The following is a 17,999-nucleotide window of genomic DNA, read 5'->3' on the forward strand; positions in this document are numbered from 1 at the left end:
CTCCCTTTGGTAAATTCTGAATTTTCTTTTTCTATTGGATTATTTTAATGATAGAATATTAACTGATAAAATTACATACAAAAAAGAATGTATTTTTCACTATCCATACAACATTTTAAAGAAATATAAGCTTATATTCCTTCATTATGAAAGGCGGTTGCTTCATGGATGAAATAGATGTCAGTTTACTGGAACTTTTACAAAAGGATGGACGCATTACGATTAGTGAACTATCGAAGAAATTGGCTCTCAGTCGACCTAGCATCTCTGAACGTATGTATCGCCTGCAAGAAAAAGGGATCATTGAGGGGTTCAGCGCAAGGGTTTCACCTCTGGCAATAGGAAGGGGTGTACTTGTGTTCATTCAGGTGAGTGAACTTAAGGTTCCAGTTTCCGATTTTGAGCAATTGGTGAAAAATGATTTAGACATTATCGAGTGCCATCGTGTAACAGGAACTGTTGGATATTTTTTGAAAGCGGCTTTGGCTGATATGGACAGCATGAGATTACTGATAGATCGATTAATACCATATGGACATCTGAATACATCCGTGGTTTTGACATCCCCGGTACCTTCCCGCTCCATCCTTCCTAGGATCAATGAAATGGAGGATCATGGTGCGAAATCCTAAGTGGAATTTCAACCGATCCTTGTAAATGGGTTTGCACGGAAACTAATGAAGATTTACAGAAAGGAACGAGGCGCAGTGCCTGTTCCTTTTTTGGTGTTATTATAAATCCATCAAAGCCCCGAAATATTGCTGGGCCGTTGTAAAACAAATGAATGCCAATAGTTCAGAAATCTCTTCATCACTGAATGCCTCCTTCAATACTAGGAAGAAGTATTCCTCCGTTTTTTCACGTTGCAAGAGGAATACTTCCGCAAAGGCGATTGCATAGCTTTCTTTCATATCTTCCGGCTTTAGTGGAATCCCTTTTGCCTGACAATATGAGCAGCCATTACCGTATGCCAGAACCCTTCTGACGTTTTCCTTTAACTTCTTTGAAAGTTTCCCATCTGCAGATATGCAATCTGAGAGATCCGACCATTTATGCGAAATCTCTTCAGAATGAAATAATCTTTGAAATGGACTGGATCCCCGCGATGATTCTTTTATTCTTGTCATGTACATCTCTCCTTTGAGATAATCCTAATATAAAAATCCAGGAATTTTAATTCCATTTGTAAAGCATTTCGGTTTAATAATGAATAAATGTAAAGAAAAGAAGGGGAATATTTATAGAATGAAAATTGATGAAAAAGACCAGAGCATCCTTGCTGAATTAACGTTGAATAGCCGAATTTCCATGAGGGAATTGGCAAAGAAAGTAAACCTCTCCGCTCCCACCGTTGCCGAACGGGTACGGCAAATGGAGTCGTTCGGGATCATTAAAGGGTATGTTGCCGAGATTGATCATAAAAAGATTGGTTTTCCAATTGAGTGTATCGTGGAAGCAACGATAAAAAATGGGGAATATGAGAAATTCAAAAAGTATATCTCCAAGGTGCCGAATGTTGACTTTTGTTATCGAATTGCCGGGCAGGCTTGCTTTATGCTGAAAATCCACAGTGAGAGCCTTGAAGAAGTTGAGGAATTCATCAATCGGACCATTCCGTTTGCGGCAACTGTTACCCATGTGATCCTTTCAAAGGTGGAGCGGGAACTGGAATGAGTAATTTTTCTAACATGATGTGTGCAGCGCCTGGATATTTCCAGGTGTTTTTTTGGCGATTAATGCTTTCGGTGATTCAATAAGAATAAGTATTGGAATAAGGGGTACATGTAATAATGGATTCGAATCTGAAAAGGTGGGGTGAGGTATTGGAGGGAATGGACGACTTTAAACCTGAACTAGCCAGAGAAGCAGTTAATGTGATTGAAAATGTAGCTGGAACATATCCTGGTTATCGGCGTGCGCATGCAAGGGGATATGTTTATGAGGGGGTTTTTACCCCAAACGGAAAAGCGTCCCCATTAACGGTGGCTCCGCATCTTCAGGATGAAGCTGTGCCGGTGATCATTCGTTTTTCAAATAGCTCGCCGATTCCAAGCCATCCTGATGCCATTTCCCCTGTAAAGGGCATGGCCGTCAAGTTTCAATTGCCGAATGGAGAGGAATCAGATCTTATTACTGTGACCATTCCGTTATTCTTTGCGAAAACACCGGAAGCGTTTGTTGATATTGCTGACTTTTTCAAGGCTGCCAAAGAAGGTTTCCCCAATCTGAAAGAGCTTGCAAAAATCATGTGGAAATACCCTGAAAGCAAGGCAAGCCTGCAAATGCTTAAAGAAATGCGTTCTCCAGCCAGTTTCTCAATGTGTCAATATTACTCCATTCATGCATTCTATTTCATTAACGCGGAAGGAAGGCGGCAGGCCATCAAGTACGAGTGGGTACCTGATGCCGGCCTTAGTATGCTAGAAAAAAAGGAGGTGGCCAAGCAGGCGCCGGAGTATCTGGATGAAGAAATGGAAGAGAGGCTCAAGCAATGTCCGGTGGGCTTTAAATTGAACATCCAAATAGGAGGGGAAAATGACCCGACTGACGATCCAACCACAGCTTGGTCGGAAGATAAACAGGTAATCACGATAGGGCATTTAATGATTTCCAGAAAATCGGCAGTGTCAAAAGATACATTAATGTTCGATCCAACCAATATTCCTGAAGGAATCGAATGCTCGGAAGACCGAATCTTGCATTTTCGCCATAGTGCATATGCCGTCTCTTATGAACGTCGGATAAATAACAAATGAATGAAATCAAGAAAAAAGGGAATTCCCTTACTATAGGGGTTCCCTTCAGAATGTTGGCAAACTTACTTTAAGAAATCAGCTTCCTTTCCTCGGACTGAGCCGAGCCTCTTCAAAGCAAAGGCCTGTAGGGACTTTGCTAGCCAGTTATTCGGCAGGAGTGTCGCAAATTTCTTCAATTTTACAAGGGTCTCATTTATATAACAGTAAAAAAACATGAAGGATAACCTAGTATGTTTTAAAATCATGGTCCGGAGATCAATTCGAACCCCTTTTTCGTAAGTTTACATTTTTCCGGATCTGAATATGGTGTAGAGCATAAGTAAGAACATCAGGGTTGCAACGACAAATCCAATCTCGATAACCGGTATCTTCCATAGGATCAAGGTTTCCCCGCCTATTGCAGAGCCGATAATGAGACCGACCATGATTATGCTGAATGCTAGCAGGATAATACTGAAAGACAGCCGGTTCGAGATTTGATCAAGCTTATGTAAAAAAACTTGGAGTTCGGGAATGTTGATATCGAGCCGCAATTTCCCTTTTTTAATGATACCTGTCACTTCCCTGATATCCTTGGGCAATTCGGCAATGGCTTCAGCAGACTCGATGAATTGATTCCAGGCGTTCTTCGCAATGTTTTTGGGATTGTAGCGTTCCTTAAAAAGCCTTTCGCCAAAAGGTTCAGCTGCCTTCATAATGCTGAAATTCGGATCTAATCCTTCGACAATTGCCTCCATGGTAAGCAAAGCCTTGCCGAGCATCGTGAATTCGGGAGGGATTTGGACTTGATGCCGATTGGCAACCGTGAACAGGTCATTGACAGCTCCGCCTAAGCTGATTTGGCTCAATGGGATATCATAATATTTATTTCGCAGTTCATCGATATCCCCTCTTAATGGGGCCATGTCGATTTCATCCGTCAGGAGGCCCATCTCTGAAAGCGTCTTGATCAATCCATTGGTGCTGCCGCGTTTCAGATTAATGACAAGCGAGGCGAACTGAAACTTCGTTTCTTCCTCCAACCGTCCCACCATTCCGAAATCCATGAGTGCGACGACATTCCCTGGCAAAATGATGATATTGCCAGGGTGGGGATCGCCGTGGTAAAAGCCATCGATCAATATTTGCTGAAGCATGGAATTCGCTAATCTTTCCGCAATTTGCCGGCGATCATAACCTTCTTCATCAAGCTGTTTAAAATGATTGATCTTAATTCCTTGTATGAAATCCATCGTCAGGACCCTTTTTGTGGAAAACTCCCAATAAATCCTTGGTACCTTAAACCCTTGATCATCGATGAATTGCTTGGCTATTCTTTCCCCGTTTCGGCCCTCGGAGTTATAATCGAGTTCTGCACGGAGTGATTTAGCGAATTCATCAATCATTTTTCTGATTTGGTAGCGTCTTGCCCAAGATATGCGTGCTTCCATTAGTCTTGCCAAATCATCGAGAATTTCCAAATCCGTTTCCACAGTCGGCAGGATATCGGGCCGCTGCACTTTGATTGCTACGACTTCCTGTGATGGAAGCCGTGCCGTGTGGACCTGCCCAATCGAAGCGGTTGCCAGTGGGGTTTCATGAAATTCAAGAAAAAGGTTTTCCAAAGAATTACCCAATTCGGCTTCGACAATTTTGCGAACCCTCTCAAATGGAAAGGGGGTGACCTGGTCCTGTAGCTTTTCAAGTTCGCGGACGATTTCGTCAGGAACGAAATCACGCCTCGTACTTGCAATCTGTCCAAGTTTAATGAATGTAGGTCCCAAGTTTTGTAATATCGTATGCAGCCGCTCTCCGATTGAGCGGAGGTTCAGGTTTTCATCGGGTTGGAGTTTCGATGCAGCTTTGCTCTCGGATAATCCCAGACGATAGATGAAGTAACCAAAACCATTTTTCAAGAAGGCATTAATGATTTCTTGGTAACGATGTGCGTGTTTCAGTCGCTTGCGAAACATTCAAGTACCTCCTGATCAGGATTGTATGTTTTGGTTCTGTTTTTCCAAAATCACGATACGGCGCTCCAATTCCTGAACTTCTTCTTTAGTTGCCAAGTTTAGGCCATTGAGCGCTTGGGTGACTTTAGCCTTGACGGAATCATCCAGCTGCTTTTGGGCTTGTTCCCCTTTTTCGACCCATTGCTTAATAAGAACCTTGGAATCTTCTTTTGAGATATCGCCTTTTTTCACAAGAGAGTCCACTGCTTTTTCAATTTGCTCTTTTGTAGCAGCGGCAGCACCTAATCCTAAAGAAAACACATTTTTTAATAAGTCCATTTTTACATTCCTCCAATATAAATTTTCACACTGTAAGAAAGATAATGGCGAATGCCTTTCACCGTGGTTCATTCTTGTTATTACTATCTATCATACATCACTTTAGGGCCGCTACAAAAATATAAGGGTTCTGCAGATTTTTGATGATAAGGAAAAGGATTAGTTGATCAATCGTGGAAATGTTTGAAGTGAAGCGAATTGGATATTATGATAGGGACAAATCTGTGAAAGAGGGGATGGAATAATGGGATTCACAAATAAAACGGTGATTGTAACAGGCGCTTCGAATGGTATAGGTAAAGGCGTGGCCAAGGGATATGCAGAAAGCGGCGCTTCAGTCGTTCTCGCAGATTTGGACGAGCGGGAAGGTGTTCTGTATGTGGAAGAGCTCAAAAGTAACGGTCATGAAGCAATGTTCGTTAAAACGGATGTACGAAAGGAAGCTGACATCCAACATTTGATGGATGTAACTTTAAAAACATATAAAACCATTGATATATTAATCAATAATGCAGGAAAGGCATTATTCAAATCGCTTTATGATCTGACGATTGAGGAATGGGACGATATGATGAATACGAATTTGCGCAGTGTTTTCCTTTGTTCCCGGGCAGCCGCGGAATCGATGCGGAAAAATGAAAAGGGAGGTGCAATCATCAATATAGCATCAACCAGAGCGATAATGTCTGAGCCGGATTCGGAGTCCTATGCAGCGACAAAAGGAGGGATCAAAGCACTGACACATGCACTTGCCGCTTCTTTAGGCAAAGAGAAAATTACGGTCAATTCGATTTCTCCGGGCTGGATTGAAACGGGAGATTATGACTCTCTGAGGGATAAAGATCATCAGCAGCATTTTTCCAATCGGGTTGGCAAACCGGAAGACATTGCAAGGGCCTGTCTTTATATGACGGCAACGGAAAATGATTTCGTTACGGGTGCGGATCTTATCGTCGATGGAGGCATGACAAGAAAAATGATGTACGAGGAGTAACTCATTTTTTCCGATAGAGATATTGCAGTTCAGTTCCGAGCTCACGGTTGAGCAGCTGTTCCATTTCTTCAAGCTCTTTTATGCCGATAGGGGCATCGGCAGCTGTCCAGTGACTGGTATAAACAAAATAGTAATCTCTTATTTTTCGGAAAATAACAGGCGAATTTGGGAATTGATCAAAAATTGCCCTGATATTATAGCGTCTCATGTAGGACCACTTAACAAGCTGCATGTAGCTACCCATCCTTTTCAAAAGTGATCAATGACTGCCAGGATGGCAGCCATTGGTCGGTTCTTATTTATCGTTGAATAAATTGAATAAGCCTCTAGCTACGCTGCCTTCTTCGGATGATCCTCCATTTTGCGGCGCTGCAGCAAATACACGGCTGGCAAGCCGGCTGAATGGCAATGATTGCACCCACACGGTTCCGGGCCCTTTTAATGTTGCAAAGAATAAACCTTCGCCTCCGAATAAAGCGGTTTTCACGCCTTTTACAGTTTCAATATTATAATCTACCCCGCTAGTCATTGCCACTAAACATCCTGTATCGACACGTAGAATCTCTCCTGCTGCCAATTCCTTTTTATGGATCGTACCGCCGGCATGAACGAAGGTCATTCCATCTCCTTCAAGTTTTTGCATGATGAAGCCTTCACCGCCAAAGAAGCCTGCCCCTATTTTTCTCTGAAACTCAATTCCGACCGAAACGCCTTTTGCTGCCGCCAGGAAAGCGTCTTTTTGACATATGATTTTCCCGCCGAGCTCGCTTAAATCCATCGGGATGATTTTACCTGGATAAGGCGAGGCGAATGAAACGTGTTTTTTATCTCGTCCTTCATTCGTAAAAGCCGTCATGAAAAGACTCTCACCAGTAAGGAGCCGTTTCCCGGCACCGAATAGCTTACCCATCATTCCGCTGTCACCATTCGAAGACCCATCGCCAAAGATGGTTTCCATCTTGATTCGATCTTCCATCATCATTAAACTTCCAGCTTCGGCAATCACCGTTTCCTGAGGGTCCAATTCCACTTCAACAAACTGCATGTCATCTCCATATATTTTAAAATCTATTTCATGGTTATTCATTTTCCATTCCTCCTATCCGCCTTATTTTCATTGTAAAAGATAAACTCTTAACCTGCCAATATTTTTCAGTTTTTCGCCGTGATTTATATATTTTTTGTTTTCAAGGGTATATCTAGTAAAATGAAGAAAGAAAAAACAGCATGACACTTAAGCTGAAATGAAACGTAATCTTAAGTGTAGGGGGAGACAACCATGGAGACTTACATATTATCATTGGACCAGGGAACGACAAGTTCGCGGGCCATTTTATTTAATAAAAGCGGGGAAGTCTTGCATATTGCGCAAAAGGAATTCACCCAATATTTCCCCAATCCTGGCTGGGTGGAGCATAACGCCAATGAAATTTGGGGTTCCATCCTATCGGTAATCGCTTCCTGTCTATCGGAAATGAATGTAAAACCGGAACAGATCGCTGGAATTGGCATAACGAATCAACGGGAGACGACCGTGGTATGGGATAAGGAAACAGGTCAGCCTATCCATCATGCCATCGTCTGGCAATCCCGGCAGACAAGCGAAATTTGCACTCATTTGAAGGATGAGGGTCTCGATGACTTATTTTTGCAGAAAACCGGTTTGTTGATTGATGCTTATTTTTCCGGTACAAAGGTGAAATGGATTCTCGACCATGTAGATGGGGCACGGGAAAAGGCTGAAAACGGAGACTTATTGTTTGGTACGATCGATACGTGGCTGATATGGAAACTTTCGGGTGGTAAAGCACATGTAACCGATTATTCGAATGCTTCAAGGACGCTGATGTATAACATTCATGACCTGAAGTGGGACGAAGAGCTGCTGGAAATCTTGCAAGTGCCGCAATCGATGCTCCCGGATGTTCGCTCTTCATCAGAGATATACGGGAAAACAGCGCCACACCATTTCTTTGGACACGAAATCCCGATTGCCGGAGCAGCTGGAGATCAACAGGCAGCTTTGTTCGGCCAAGAATGCTTTGAAAAAGGAATGGCCAAGAATACGTATGGCACCGGATGCTTTATGCTGATGAATACAGGAGAAAAGGCAGTGAAATCAGAGCATGGCCTGTTGACCACGATTGCATGGGGGCTGAATGGAAAAGTCGAATATGCCTTGGAAGGCAGTATTTTTGTCGCAGGTTCGGCCATACAATGGTTAAGGGATGGGCTGAAACTCTTGCATGATCCGAAAGACAGTGAAAAGTATGCTTTGCGGGTCACTTCAGCCGATGGAGTCTATGTAGTCCCCGCATTTGTTGGATTAGGCACCCCTTATTGGGATAGTGATGTCAGGGGAGCTGTATTCGGACTGACAAGGGGGACATCGAAGGAGCATTTCGTCCGGGCAACATTGGAAGCGTTGGCTTACCAGACAAAAGATGTCCTTAGCGCCATGGAAGTCGATTCAGGGATTAACCTAAAGTCATTGAGGGTCGATGGCGGGGTCGTCAAAAACAACTTCTTGATGGAATTTCAAAGCGGTCTCCTGAATGTCCCCGTCGAAAGACCGGTTATTAGTGAAACGACAGCGTTAGGTGCAGCGTATTTGGCTGGACTAGCTGTTGGGTATTGGGAAAGCCAGGAAGAGATTTCAAAGCTATGGGCAGTCGATAAGAAATTCGAACCCAGGATGGAAGAACAGGAACGAAAGGAATTATATACTGGCTGGAAAAAGGCAGTTCAGGCGGCAACGGTTTTTAAATAGAGTAAGTAAGGGTATTATTTATAGAGTAGAGAGATGAATACAGAACGTCCAAACATAAAAAAGGGGTGGTAATATGTTAGTTAAGGATTTCATGATAAGAGAAGTCTATGTAGCCCGTCCAAATTTTACATTAAAGGAAATTCTGCGAATCTTAATCGAAAATAAAGTGGGCGGGGTACCGGTCGTGGATGAACATGATAAACTATTGGGAATGGTTACGGACGGGGATATCCTTCGTTATTTGACACCTGCAGAAGAAGCCATCATGGGGTATTTCACATACATTACGGTTCTTCCCGGTGAAGAATTGGATGAAAAGGTTACATCCAAAATGAATGATAAAGTCTCACAAATCATTAAAAATAAAAGGATAACAAAGCTTTCCCCCGAAGATCCGTTAGATGAATTGATAAAGGTCCTTTCCAAGCATCATTTCAAGAAAATCCCCGTCGTGGACAAAAATGATAAAGTCGTCGGCATCATCAGCAGGGGAGATGCACTTAGGGCTCTATATAAGGAATTCGTTCAAAAGCTGGAATAAATGAAGCATCAAAAAAAGGCCTGCTCGTAATCGAGCATGCCTTTTTTGTAATTATCATTGAGTGCTTTCTACCGCCTTATCTGCATCAGATTCACCTTTTGCTCTTTTTTCCTTCAATTTAAAGTAGGCGTCCATTACGTCCCGCCCGATCCGTTTGTTAATATCATCAGAGGGCTTGCCTTGATACACCCATGGCACGACGACAGAGAATGCCACTTCCGGATTATTGTGAGGTGCATATCCTACAAGTGTCAGATTGATAGTCGGGACTGGAGCGCTATATTGATTCCTCCGCGGTCCGTCGTAAAAGGCCTCGGCAGTACCCGTTTTTGCTGCCGCACGGTAGGACTTCCCGCCGAAATATTTATAGGCCGTCCCGCCTGGCTCCTGGGCAACCTGCCTGAATCCTTCCTGGACACGCTGTATCCAAACGTCTTTCCCATTTAAGTCATTTAACACTTTGGGGCTCATTGTTTTAAAAACGCTCCCCAATTCATTGTGTTCATTGGAAGGATTCCTTATTTCCCTGACCATACGGGGCTCCAGCCTTTTTCCGCCATTTGCAATCGTCGATACGTACTGTGCCAATTGCATAGGAGTATATGTATCATACTGTCCAATCGATAAATCCAGCAGCAATCCGTCTGTTGACATATCGACTCCTTTAAATCCGACTGATTCATTTGGCAGGTCGATGCCTGTACGGACACCCAATCCGAATTGGGCATAATGATTCCGCATGATGGCATAAGCTTCCCTGTTGATTCCTAACGGTCGATGTGGTATATAATGCCCGCCCGCTATTTTGATCGCCGTCATGAACATATAGACATTCGACGATTTCTTTAACGCGGAGACATCTGTTACATAACCCAAATCACTATAAGATCCTTTCTTAGCCCCTGCTAAAAGGAGTTTTCTGTCAAAAAAAGCTGACCCTGGTGCGATGGCTCCTGTCTGAAAGCCCGTGTAGACAGTGGCTCCTTTAACAGATGACCCCATCGTATAGGATGTCGTAATGTTACCAAGGGCGAAATCGTTCATTTCGGTCAAGCCGGTTTTACTGTTGCGGCCGTATTGTCTACCGGCCATGGTTAGCACCTCGCCTGTGTTCGGATCCATTAAAACGACGAAGGCACGATCCAATAAGTAGGTATTTCCTTTAGCCTTAGTTCTCCGCAATTCGTTCTCGATGATAGCTTCTACCTTTTGCTGCAGCTCCATATCAATTGTCAGGACCAAGTCTTTTCCGCTTTGCCCTTCAGTGAGGGTATTCGTATTGATGACTTCCCCTTTGCTCAGCACATTTTCAACCCGCGTCTTTTGACCGCGCAGGACATCTTCATATTGTTTTTCGATATAACTTTTTCCGACCCGGTCATTCCTGGTATAGTCGCGTGCCAGATAATAGTCAATATTTTCACTGGGAATGCCTTCTTCGGAAGAAGAGACCTTGCCAAGAACCGAGCGGAGGGTCTCATCATACTTATAGGTCCTTTCCCAATCCGTCGTTACGTCCACGCCTGGCATTTCATCCAAATGTTCACTGACCCTGGCGAATTCCTTAGTGGTGACATCTTTATTCTTCACGATCGACGGTGCGAGGGCATAGCCACTATTGAATTCCCGGAAGATGGCGATCACTTCCAATTCATCCTTGGAAAATTCCTGGACATTCTCATCGGTCACCCGTTCCATTTGAAGTTTGTATAAATCTTTTTGCTCCAGTTTCTTTTCGATTACTTTCTTCTTCTCGGCCTTGGTGATCAAGGCATCGGCTTCTTTCGGATGTTTTAAAATCCAAAAATCCTTTTTATCCGGCAGGGTCACCTTTTTGGTATCTTTTTCTATCAAGGTAGCAAGGACCTCTGCCGTCTTCACCATATCGGCCGTTTTCGTATTCGGGTATTTCGTATAAGTGATGGCATTACGTGGCTCATTATCAACGACCGGATTCAAGTTGCGGTCATACATCTTGCCACGGGGAACGGGGGTATTGGCCACATCGTTTTCCGTTCGGTCCACTTCTCGAAGGTAATCATCCCCATACACGATTTGGACGATGCCAAGCCGGATGATTAGGCTTGAAAACAAAATGAATATTAAAAAGAACATAAAGTTCAGTCGGAAAGGAATTGGGGTTTTTTTCTTTTTTTCTTTGGCCATCAGTAACATTCCTTTCTAGTAAAAGTAAAAAATAAGAAAATTCCTATCTCCAATGATATATAAAATTAACTTATTTTTCTATGCTTTATCCGTAAATTTATCTATATTTCCAAAAGAATGTTTTGAAGTTATATAATTCCTAGTAATCTTATAATTGGGAAAATTGGTATAAAGGCCGATGAGTCCGAAGGGGTTTTAATAGATAAAGAGAGGGCGAAACGGCACAGCGACAATCATGGGGGGGAGATGTATATATGTGTCGCTTCTGTGAAAAAGGGGAGCTCACAAAGTAAATGAATGAACAATTAATGACTTTAACCTTTGGAATCATTCACAATGACTTTAGAACCATGATTTTTTATTTTAAGCATTAATTTGCTTCATACTTCTTAACGGGAGTTTGAGTCGCGACGCTGATAACCTCTTTGAAATATCCGCAAAGCTCAAGCCATTTTTCAGGGTATATATAGATGAAGCGTTCGATCGTTTCTAGAGAGTGAAGCACCAGGCAATCGATTTGACCCGTTTTTTTATTTTGTAAATTGAGTAGAAGCTCATGCGGGATGGTGTAATAAGGATGGATTTGATACGGATTCAGTATGACCGGGGAAATATTCTTCCATTCTATATACTTGTCCGTCATAATCTTTTGGATTGCAAAGCTTTCATTCGTATGTAAATCCCCGATTTTGTAATGTGGATTCAATAGTACAATGCCTCTCATTTGATTCACCCATTCTTTTTGCTAACCATTCTTGCCAAATGGGGGATGGGATATTCAAAGCAAGAGGCTTGATGCTAGAAAATGGATTTCATTCCGTTAAGGGTTTTCAGCTGCTTGACATTTTCGAGCACCTCGTTGGTCAGGTCCGTCTTTTTAATGATCGGTGTGCTTCGTAAATCTTCTATGAAGCTTTCATTAGTGAACCAATCAAAGGAATGGGGAGGAAAGAAAAGTTGATCTTCCCATGCATCATGCAGAGTGGGGCTGTAGACTTTATCATCTTTTGACGTGGATGCATCAGAGGTATATATGCTTCCCCAGTAATCCTCTCTGGAACCAGTGTGGGGAATCTCTTTTGTAAATTGGCCAACACCGCGAAAAACCGCCGGATGCTGAAAAAGAAGCCCATATAATAATTTCCCCGTTTCAATACGCTGTTTCGGGTCGGAAAAGCGTTCGACGGTAAGGCCTGTCAAGTTATGAAGTCCTTTTTGCTTGTTTGCATAAGGAAAGATCACTTTCATGAAGCCGAAAATCAAGCCTGCGGAGGATTTCACCATGACGGGTGCGCTTTAAGATCCTTTCCTGAAGCATTCTTTGTTCATTAATGATGAGGGCCGTTGTCAAAAGGGGTGAATGGGGATCTTCGATGAAAGATTCCCAAATCGGGGCCATGAATCTCGAAATGCGGAATACTGGTAAATACCTTCTTAGCGGAAGTTCTTTTTGTTTAGCATGTTCATATAAAAGAAGCTGGGGGAAGGCATCTGCAAATATGGCTGAATTGGCGCGCTCAAGGAACAGGAAAAATTTCTGCTGTTCGGCTCTGTCAAGGAGATGGGTCATGGTCGAACTTTTCAAGTCAGTCATATGGTATCCCCCATTCCTCGAAACCATATGTGCTAAAAAGGCCCAATGGACCTCTGGATTACGATTGTAAAAGGCAAGATATGCTTGTGTTCTTGTGATATTGTTCCGGTTCAAGACAGCCGTCTCGGTTCGAATGCTTTTTATAAGGGCAGTTTCCTCAGGAAAAAATGCTTTTGACTCATCAAAAGGCTGAAAGAGCTCTTTTTGTAAACGGGATTTTAGCGTGTCATATCTTTCAGCATCGATGATGGGTTTTGTTTTGACAGGGTGTTTGCCCATCAGCTTCTGCAAATATTGGGAAAGCATACAATCACCACGAATGTTTTTCGATCATTATATGCAGAGCCGTCAAGAAAGGGGCGTTGCATTTGCAACGCCCCCGGATTTCTTTGTCATCAGTTATTTTTCTTCTTCTTTTCCAGGTACAATAAAATATAATAAACTATCCAGAAAAGAAACACAGGAATGAAGGATAATATTCTATATTTTACCGGTACGGCAAATAAGATGAAAATGGATGAAAATAAAAAGGGAACCGCCAGGAGTATATATTTTCTCCATTGCATATGCTGAACCTCCTTAGGTTACGTCATTCTTATAAGAATAAAGGATTATCCAGCAATAATCTAGAAAAGTCACAATTGACAAAGATAGGCACACGTAGTAATCTTTAAACATAAGTTAAAAATTACCATTAAATAATAGAAAAGGAGGCGAACGTCATGACTAAATCAGTTAAGCACAGTGATGTCACAACCGAATATCATACGTCCGCCTGCCCTGAAACCTTGTCGTTCTAGACAAAGGATTCGACGTGTTCATTGATCATTTTAAAGCGCAGGTTGTGGAATTTTCGCGCGCGGCCTGCGCTTTTATATGTGTTATTACGCATCTAGAAAAGCTTCCGCTAATTGGCGGGGGCTTTTTGGTATTTGGGGTACAGGTGCATTAGCATCCTTTCCATATAAAAGATAGGAGGAATTTTAAATGAGACGAAAGACATTGGAAATCTTATTGCAACCCGGAGATCCAGAAAGCGGTTAGCGAGTGAAAGGTTTGAACAAAAGGGAGGGGAATTCATGTTTGCGATTTTTAAAAAGCTGTCCTGGTTCTTTAAAGAACAGTGGCGGCGTTATACCTTGGCGATTTTATTTCTGTGTCTGGTGAATATCCTGGAGGTTATCCCGCCAAAACTCGTCGGGAATGCCATCGATGATATGAACAATGGCAGCATGACACAGGAAGGGGTCATGAAATACGTTATTTATTTGCTCATGGTACTGAGCGGCAGTTACCTATTTGGTTACTTATGGAGTTATCTGTTATTCGGCGGCGGTAACCTGGTCGAACGAAAGCTAAGGTCCGGATTTATGGGCCATTTGCTGAAAATGACGCCGACGTTTTATGAAAAAAACCGTACAGGGGATTTAATGGCAAGGGCAACCAATGATTTAAAGGCAATATCCCTCACTGCTGGTTTTGGGATATTGACGCTTGTTGACTCGGTGCTGTTCACCATTACGGTTGTGGTCATGATGGGAGCCACGATCAGCTGGCAGTTAACGATTGCGGCGGTGCTGCCGCTGCCGATCATGGCAGTGATGATGCAAATTTACGTGAAGAAAATTTACAAACGTTTTACGGATGCACAAGCAGCCTTTGGTACTTTAAATGACAAGGTCCTGGAATCCATTTCAGGTGTCCGTGTTATCCGGGCCTATGTCCAGGAACGGGAAGATGAAAAGCGATTTGATGAAATGACAGAGGATGTATATCGCAAAAATCTAGCCGTGGCAAGAATCGACGCCCTCTTTGATCCGACAATCAGCATTATCATCGGCATCAGTTATTTAATCGGGTTGGGCTACGGGGCTTATCTTGTGTTTCAACAGGCCATAACGCTTGGCGGACTTGTTTCGTTCAATGTGTACCTAGGCATGTTAATTTGGCCGATGATAGCGGTGGGTGAACTGATCAATGTCATGCAAAGGGGAAATGCTTCGCTAGATCGTGTTCAGGATACCCTTTCATATGAAGCGGATGTGAAAAATTCATTCGGTCTGAAGAGTATTCAAAAACCGGGAAATATCCAATTTAATTCAGTTTATTTTACATACCCTTCCTCAACGGTTGTGAATCTATCCAATATTTCCGTTCAGCTTGAGCGCGGTCAAACATTGGGGATAGTGGGGAAAACGGGAAGTGGAAAAACGACATTCGTGAAGCAATTGCTGCGGGAATATCCTTTAGGAACAGGTGAAATCGCTTTTGCAGGCATGCCGCTGGAGCAACTGAATCTTGAAGATATTCGTAAATGGATCGGCTACGTTCCACAGGACCATTTTTTATTCTCGAAATCTGTTAGGGAAAATATCTTATTCGGTAAAATGGATGCAACGGAAGAGGAACTGGCTGAAGCTATCCGGCTTGCGGATTTTGAGAAGGACTTAATGATGCTGCCCAACCGTCTTGAGACACTCGTCGGTGAGAAGGGTGTCGCTCTATCTGGAGGGCAAAAGCAGAGGATCTCGATTGCCAGGGCACTGGTCAAAAATCCAGAAATCCTTATATTGGATGATTCCTTATCCGCTGTGGATGCAAAAACAGAAACGACAATCATCGAAAATATCCAGAATGAACGTGCAGGGAAAACGACAATCATCACAACCCATCGCTTATCAGCCGTTCAGCACGCGGACAGAATTATCGTGTTGGACAGCGGAGAGATCATCGAAGAGGGGACTCATGCGGATTTACTGCAGAAGGATGGCTGGTATAGAGCGCAATATGAACGACAGCAGGTTGACGAAGGGACGGAGGTGAAGGCATGAGGGTCGTAAAGAGACTTTTTAATTATGCTGCCTTTTATAAAAAATTGATCATTGGCGCCCTGATCATGCTGGCACTTTCGGTAGCGGCCGATTTAACAGGTCCTTTCGTTGCCAAGAAAATCATCGATTCACATATACTTGGCATTGAATCTACCTGGTATGAAGCGGGTAAAGGAAAAGATGCTGTTAAGTATGATGGAAATTGGTATAAACGGGCTGATTACTTTGCAAAAGGTGAGAAGAAAGGCAGGGAAGTCCATGTTCTGCAGGTTGGCAATCAATTTGTCTTCGTAAATGAAGCTGTCCCTATCGAGGGGCGCAGAACCTTGGAGAACCAATCGTTGATCATCAAGAAAGACGGGAAAGAGCAGCGTGCGCAAGCAGTGAAATTGTCGAGTCAGGAAGTGATGCGGTTTTACCAACCGGAAATCCCGCGGATCATTAAGCTAGTGGCTTTTTATTTTAGTCTTGTCATCCTTTCCTCCATTTTTCAATATGGGCAGAGTTTTTATTTACAGAAAGCGGCGAACCGAATCATACAGAAGATGCGAAATGATATTTTTACGCATATTTCCCGTCTGCCGATACGTTATTTCGATAATATGCCAGCGGGTAAAGTTGTAGCCAGGGTCACTAATGATACGGAAGCGATCCGGGAATTATATGTAACCGTGCTCGCCAACTTCTTCTCGAGTACGATTAATATCTTCGGGGTTCTGATTGCTTTGTATATTCTGGATCCACGAGTCGGTACCATTGGTCTTTTACTTATTCCAATCATTTTTATCTGGACGATGGTATACCGTAAATTCGCCTCGAAATATAATCACATCATTCGGGAACGGGTCAGCGATATTAATGGGATGATCAATGAATCCATTTCTGGAATGAGCATCATCCAGGCATTTGGGCGTGAAAAGGAGACGAAGCAATCTTTTGAAAATCTGAACCGGGAGCATTATTCCTATCAAAATAAAATGCTCCATTTGAATTCGTTGACGGGCGGAAACTTGATCGGTGTCATTAAGGTTTTGGCACTAATGGCATTCGTCTGGTATTTCGGCGGGATTTCCCTTACAGCGAGTTCAGCCATTTCTTTAGGGATGATGTATGCAATTGTTGATTTGATCAGCCGCCTGCTTCATCCGCTTCACGGAATCGTCAATCAGTTCGCTAACCTTGAACAGGCACTTGTTGCAGGGGAGCGGGCATTCAGTTTATTGGATGAGCAGGGAGTGGCAGTCAGTGATGAAAACATGTCCAGATACAAAGGAAATGTGCAATTCGAAAATGTTTCTTTTGGTTATAAAGATAAAGAATATGTGTTAAGGGACATTTCCTTCTCAGCTAAACAAGGGGAAACGGTCGCTTTAGTTGGCCATACTGGGTCAGGAAAAAGTTCCATAATGAATTTATTGTTCCGTTTTTATGACAGTAGTGAAGGTCAAATCAAAATCGATGGCACGAATATATTGGATATCCCCCATCAAACGCTTAGGGAGCATATGGGAATCGTCCTTCAGGATCCCTATTTATTTACTGGCACCATTGCTTCCAATATCAGTCTGAATCATAAAGGCATCACAAGGGAAATGGTTGAAAAATCTTTAAGAGATGTAGGGGGTGACAAAGTGCTGAAGCATCTTCCTTTAGGGTTGGATGAACCCGTGATCGAAAAAGGAGGAACGTTGTCTTCCGGACAGCGGCAGCTAATCTCTTTTGCACGTGCTCTTGCATTCAATCCGGCGATATTGATTCTGGATGAAGCGACAGCAAGCATCGACACTGAAACCGAGGCAATTATCCAGGAGGGAATGGAAGTGCTGAAAAAAGGGAGAACGACCTTCATCATTGCCCATAGACTATCCACGATAAAAAATGCCGACCAAATTCTTGTACTGGATAAAGGGCGGATTGCTGAGCAAGGTACACATGAAGAATTAATGGAATTAAAAGGGAAGTATTATCAAATGTATGAACTGCAGGCTGGTCCACATAAAGGCGTGGCTGGCTGAACACCCGAATAAGGATGGATAATCAAGATCAAACTATAATGAGGGTGCCGTAATCGGCACCT

18 protein-coding genes are annotated in these 17,999 nt (G+C 43.0%); 8 read left to right on the forward strand and 10 right to left on the reverse strand.

Annotation, left to right across the window (positions count from 1 at the left end):
* The first annotated feature begins 164 nt into the window (after positions 1 to 164).
* A complete protein-coding gene (locus tag AC3ISB_RS05615; protein ID WP_034314805.1) occupies positions 165 to 632 on the forward strand; it encodes an Lrp/AsnC family transcriptional regulator in 468 nt (155 codons plus the stop codon).
* Positions 633 to 731: 99 nt separating this feature from the next.
* Here AC3ISB_RS05615 and AC3ISB_RS05620 read toward each other — a convergent pair whose 3' ends face one another.
* On the reverse strand, positions 732 to 1,127 hold the full coding sequence (locus AC3ISB_RS05620; protein ID WP_489275785.1) for a carboxymuconolactone decarboxylase family protein: 396 nt from the start codon (positions 1,125 to 1,127) through the stop codon (positions 732 to 734).
* 118 nt (positions 1,128 to 1,245) lie between these two features.
* On the opposite strand from AC3ISB_RS05620, the gene AC3ISB_RS05625 reads away from it, so the two are divergent.
* Positions 1,246 to 1,674, forward strand: coding sequence for an Lrp/AsnC family transcriptional regulator (locus AC3ISB_RS05625; protein ID WP_098372542.1), 429 nt, complete (start codon positions 1,246 to 1,248; stop codon positions 1,672 to 1,674).
* Between the two features lie 116 nt (positions 1,675 to 1,790).
* Positions 1,791 to 2,756, forward strand: a complete 966-nt coding sequence (locus tag AC3ISB_RS05630) for a catalase family peroxidase (protein ID WP_141993078.1) — start codon at positions 1,791 to 1,793, stop codon at positions 2,754 to 2,756.
* Positions 2,757 to 3,037: 281 nt separating this feature from the next.
* On the opposite strand, the gene AC3ISB_RS05635 is transcribed toward AC3ISB_RS05630, so the two are convergent.
* Positions 3,038 to 4,708: an ABC1 kinase family protein gene (locus tag AC3ISB_RS05635; protein ID WP_489275787.1), complete on the reverse strand. Its 1,671-nt coding sequence runs from the start codon at positions 4,706 to 4,708 to the stop codon at positions 3,038 to 3,040.
* 15 nt (positions 4,709 to 4,723) lie between these two features.
* Positions 4,724 to 5,026 (reverse strand): phasin family protein, encoded by a 303-nt coding sequence (locus AC3ISB_RS05640; protein ID WP_141993080.1) that lies wholly within the window; start codon positions 5,024 to 5,026, stop codon positions 4,724 to 4,726.
* A gap of 244 nt (positions 5,027 to 5,270) precedes the next feature.
* Here AC3ISB_RS05640 and AC3ISB_RS05645 point away from each other — a divergent pair, with 244 nt between their 5' ends.
* The gene (locus tag AC3ISB_RS05645; RefSeq protein ID WP_141993081.1) at positions 5,271 to 6,020 is read left to right on the forward strand and encodes an SDR family NAD(P)-dependent oxidoreductase; all 750 of its coding nucleotides are present in this window, start codon (positions 5,271 to 5,273) and stop codon (positions 6,018 to 6,020) included.
* A 1-nt stretch (position 6,021) separates the two neighbouring features.
* Here AC3ISB_RS05645 and AC3ISB_RS05650 read toward each other — a convergent pair whose 3' ends face one another.
* Both AC3ISB_RS05650 and AC3ISB_RS05655 read right to left on the reverse strand, forming a co-directional pair.
* Positions 6,022 to 6,252, reverse strand: a complete 231-nt coding sequence (locus AC3ISB_RS05650) for a hypothetical protein (RefSeq protein WP_141993082.1) — start codon at positions 6,250 to 6,252, stop codon at positions 6,022 to 6,024.
* 63 nt (positions 6,253 to 6,315) lie between these two features.
* Complete coding sequence (locus AC3ISB_RS05655; RefSeq protein WP_076367363.1) at positions 6,316 to 7,107, reverse strand: TIGR00266 family protein; 792 nt, start codon at positions 7,105 to 7,107, stop codon at positions 6,316 to 6,318.
* 192 nt (positions 7,108 to 7,299) lie between these two features.
* Here AC3ISB_RS05655 and glpK point away from each other — a divergent pair, with 192 nt between their 5' ends.
* Together glpK and AC3ISB_RS05665 are read left to right on the forward strand one after the other, a co-directional pair.
* Entirely contained in the window at positions 7,300 to 8,790 is a 1,491-nt protein-coding gene (gene glpK, locus AC3ISB_RS05660) for a glycerol kinase GlpK (protein ID WP_098372536.1), read from the forward strand.
* A 73-nt stretch (positions 8,791 to 8,863) separates the two neighbouring features.
* On the forward strand, positions 8,864 to 9,331 hold the full coding sequence (locus AC3ISB_RS05665) for a CBS domain-containing protein (RefSeq protein WP_098372535.1): 468 nt from the start codon (positions 8,864 to 8,866) through the stop codon (positions 9,329 to 9,331).
* Positions 9,332 to 9,385: 54 nt separating this feature from the next.
* On the opposite strand, the gene AC3ISB_RS05670 is transcribed toward AC3ISB_RS05665, so the two are convergent.
* The 5 genes from AC3ISB_RS05670 to AC3ISB_RS05690 form a co-directional block, all read right to left on the reverse strand.
* Entirely contained in the window at positions 9,386 to 11,497 is a 2,112-nt protein-coding gene (locus tag AC3ISB_RS05670; RefSeq protein ID WP_141993083.1) for a peptidoglycan D,D-transpeptidase FtsI family protein, read from the reverse strand.
* 370 nt (positions 11,498 to 11,867) lie between these two features.
* Positions 11,868 to 12,221, reverse strand: coding sequence for a hypothetical protein (locus tag AC3ISB_RS05675; protein ID WP_141993084.1), 354 nt, complete (start codon positions 12,219 to 12,221; stop codon positions 11,868 to 11,870).
* A gap of 74 nt (positions 12,222 to 12,295) precedes the next feature.
* Positions 12,296 to 12,745: a DUF2515 family protein gene (locus AC3ISB_RS05680; protein WP_489275789.1), complete on the reverse strand. Its 450-nt coding sequence runs from the start codon at positions 12,743 to 12,745 to the stop codon at positions 12,296 to 12,298.
* The gene (locus AC3ISB_RS05685) at positions 12,699 to 13,397 is read right to left on the reverse strand and encodes a DUF2515 family protein (protein WP_489275791.1); all 699 of its coding nucleotides are present in this window, start codon (positions 13,395 to 13,397) and stop codon (positions 12,699 to 12,701) included. Before AC3ISB_RS05685 ends, AC3ISB_RS05680 begins: the two co-directional genes overlap by 47 nt.
* Before the next feature lie 89 nt (positions 13,398 to 13,486).
* Positions 13,487 to 13,657 carry a hypothetical protein gene (locus AC3ISB_RS05690; protein ID WP_339201481.1) on the reverse strand — a complete coding sequence of 57 codons (171 nt, stop codon included), beginning with the start codon at positions 13,655 to 13,657 and terminating at the stop codon, positions 13,487 to 13,489.
* 513 nt (positions 13,658 to 14,170) lie between these two features.
* Here AC3ISB_RS05690 and AC3ISB_RS05695 point away from each other — a divergent pair.
* Together AC3ISB_RS05695 and AC3ISB_RS05700 are read left to right on the forward strand one after the other, a co-directional pair.
* Positions 14,171 to 15,922, forward strand: a complete 1,752-nt coding sequence (locus tag AC3ISB_RS05695) for an ABC transporter ATP-binding protein (RefSeq protein ID WP_098372531.1) — start codon at positions 14,171 to 14,173, stop codon at positions 15,920 to 15,922.
* A complete protein-coding gene (locus AC3ISB_RS05700) occupies positions 15,919 to 17,937 on the forward strand; it encodes an ABC transporter ATP-binding protein (protein WP_489275793.1) in 2,019 nt (672 codons plus the stop codon). Before AC3ISB_RS05695 ends, AC3ISB_RS05700 begins: the two co-directional genes overlap by 4 nt.
* Positions 17,938 to 17,999: the final 62 nt, after the last annotated feature.

The sequence above is a fragment of the Peribacillus sp. GL_122 genome, from assembly GCF_057835005.1.

Bases quoted from the DNA above. Each gene is read 5' to 3' on its own strand.
- AC3ISB_RS05615 (WP_034314805.1), top strand. From the start codon at position 165: ATGGATGAAATAGATGTCAGTTTACTGGAACTTTTACAAAAGGATGGA.
- AC3ISB_RS05620 (WP_489275785.1), bottom strand. From the start codon at position 1,127: ATGACAAGAATAAAAGAATCATCGCGGGGATCCAGTCCATTTCAAAGA.
- AC3ISB_RS05625 (WP_098372542.1), top strand. From the start codon at position 1,246: ATGAAAATTGATGAAAAAGACCAGAGCATCCTTGCTGAATTAACGTTG.
- AC3ISB_RS05630 (WP_141993078.1), top strand. From the start codon at position 1,791: ATGGATTCGAATCTGAAAAGGTGGGGTGAGGTATTGGAGGGAATGGAC.
- AC3ISB_RS05635 (WP_489275787.1), bottom strand. From the start codon at position 4,708: ATGTTTCGCAAGCGACTGAAACACGCACATCGTTACCAAGAAATCATT.
- AC3ISB_RS05640 (WP_141993080.1), bottom strand. From the start codon at position 5,026: ATGGACTTATTAAAAAATGTGTTTTCTTTAGGATTAGGTGCTGCCGCT.
- AC3ISB_RS05645 (WP_141993081.1), top strand. From the start codon at position 5,271: ATGGGATTCACAAATAAAACGGTGATTGTAACAGGCGCTTCGAATGGT.
- AC3ISB_RS05650 (WP_141993082.1), bottom strand. From the start codon at position 6,252: ATGCAGCTTGTTAAGTGGTCCTACATGAGACGCTATAATATCAGGGCA.
- AC3ISB_RS05655 (WP_076367363.1), bottom strand. From the start codon at position 7,107: ATGAATAACCATGAAATAGATTTTAAAATATATGGAGATGACATGCAG.
- glpK (WP_098372536.1), top strand. From the start codon at position 7,300: ATGGAGACTTACATATTATCATTGGACCAGGGAACGACAAGTTCGCGG.
- AC3ISB_RS05665 (WP_098372535.1), top strand. From the start codon at position 8,864: ATGTTAGTTAAGGATTTCATGATAAGAGAAGTCTATGTAGCCCGTCCA.
- AC3ISB_RS05670 (WP_141993083.1), bottom strand. From the start codon at position 11,497: ATGGCCAAAGAAAAAAAGAAAAAAACCCCAATTCCTTTCCGACTGAAC.
- AC3ISB_RS05675 (WP_141993084.1), bottom strand. From the start codon at position 12,221: ATGAGAGGCATTGTACTATTGAATCCACATTACAAAATCGGGGATTTA.
- AC3ISB_RS05680 (WP_489275789.1), bottom strand. From the start codon at position 12,745: ATGAAAGTGATCTTTCCTTATGCAAACAAGCAAAAAGGACTTCATAAC.
- AC3ISB_RS05685 (WP_489275791.1), bottom strand. From the start codon at position 13,397: ATGCTTTCCCAATATTTGCAGAAGCTGATGGGCAAACACCCTGTCAAA.
- AC3ISB_RS05690 (WP_339201481.1), bottom strand. From the start codon at position 13,657: ATGCAATGGAGAAAATATATACTCCTGGCGGTTCCCTTTTTATTTTCA.
- AC3ISB_RS05695 (WP_098372531.1), top strand. From the start codon at position 14,171: ATGTTTGCGATTTTTAAAAAGCTGTCCTGGTTCTTTAAAGAACAGTGG.
- AC3ISB_RS05700 (WP_489275793.1), top strand. From the start codon at position 15,919: ATGAGGGTCGTAAAGAGACTTTTTAATTATGCTGCCTTTTATAAAAAA.